This is a genomic window from Arthrobacter sp. GMC3 (genome assembly GCF_002929305.1).
Classification (GTDB): domain Bacteria; phylum Actinomycetota; class Actinomycetes; order Actinomycetales; family Micrococcaceae; genus Specibacter.
Genome location: NZ_PJIO01000081.1, coordinates 1 through 709 on the forward strand (window position 1 = coordinate 1; position 709 = coordinate 709).

Below are 709 nucleotides of genomic sequence, written 5' to 3' on the forward strand. Positions count from 1 at the left end.
CTGCCTGCCGGCTGGCCCCTTGCGCGAGCCGGCCGAACGCCTGAATAGCGTGGATGCTGTGCTGGTCAACGGCACCGATTCGGATACCGCCGACGGCTATGCGTTCAGCCTCAAGCCGGTCGCGCTGGTCGAACTGTGCTCCGGCGAGCGCTGGCCTCTCGATCACTTTCCCGCCGGCCAGCGGCTGCACGCGGTGGCTGGCATCGGCAACCCGCAGCGTTTCTTCACCACGCTCGAAACGCTACACTGTCGTCCTATTCCGCACCCCTTCGCCGATCACGCCGCCTACAGCCAGGAGCAGCTGGAATTCAGCCCCGCCCTGCCGTTGGTGATGACCGAGAAGGATGCGGTGAAATGCCGGGCATTCGCACCGCCGGGTTGGTCATATCTTCAGGTGCACGCCGTACCTTCTGCGGCTTTCGTCACCTGGTTCGACGGCCAGTTGGCGCGATTGCTGCCCGATCACTCTTAAGCCGCTCGCACTGCCATCGCAGTCGAACGCTTCCAAGGACTGCGCATGGATACCAAACTGCTCGACATACTGGCCTGCCCACTATGCAAGGGGCCGCTGAAGCTGACCGATGACAAGTCGGAACTGATCTGCAAGGCCGACGCCCTGGCGTTTCCCGTGCGCGATGGCATCACGGTGATGCTCGAGAGCGAGGCCCGTACGCTGGACGTGGATGAGCGCCTCGACAAATGAGCACTG

General features: G+C 63.5%; 2 protein-coding genes. Both read left to right on the forward strand.

From position 1 onward, the window contains the following. Window positions 1–472 (forward strand): tetraacyldisaccharide 4'-kinase (locus CXQ94_RS23735; RefSeq protein WP_219817115.1); only part of this gene is annotated, 472 nt, incomplete at its 5' end. A 45-nt stretch (window positions 473–517) separates the two neighbouring features. Then, a complete protein-coding gene (locus CXQ94_RS23740) occupies window positions 518–703 on the forward strand; it encodes a Trm112 family protein (protein WP_104092582.1) in 186 nt (61 codons plus the stop codon). The last annotated feature ends 6 nt before the right edge of the window (window positions 704–709 follow it).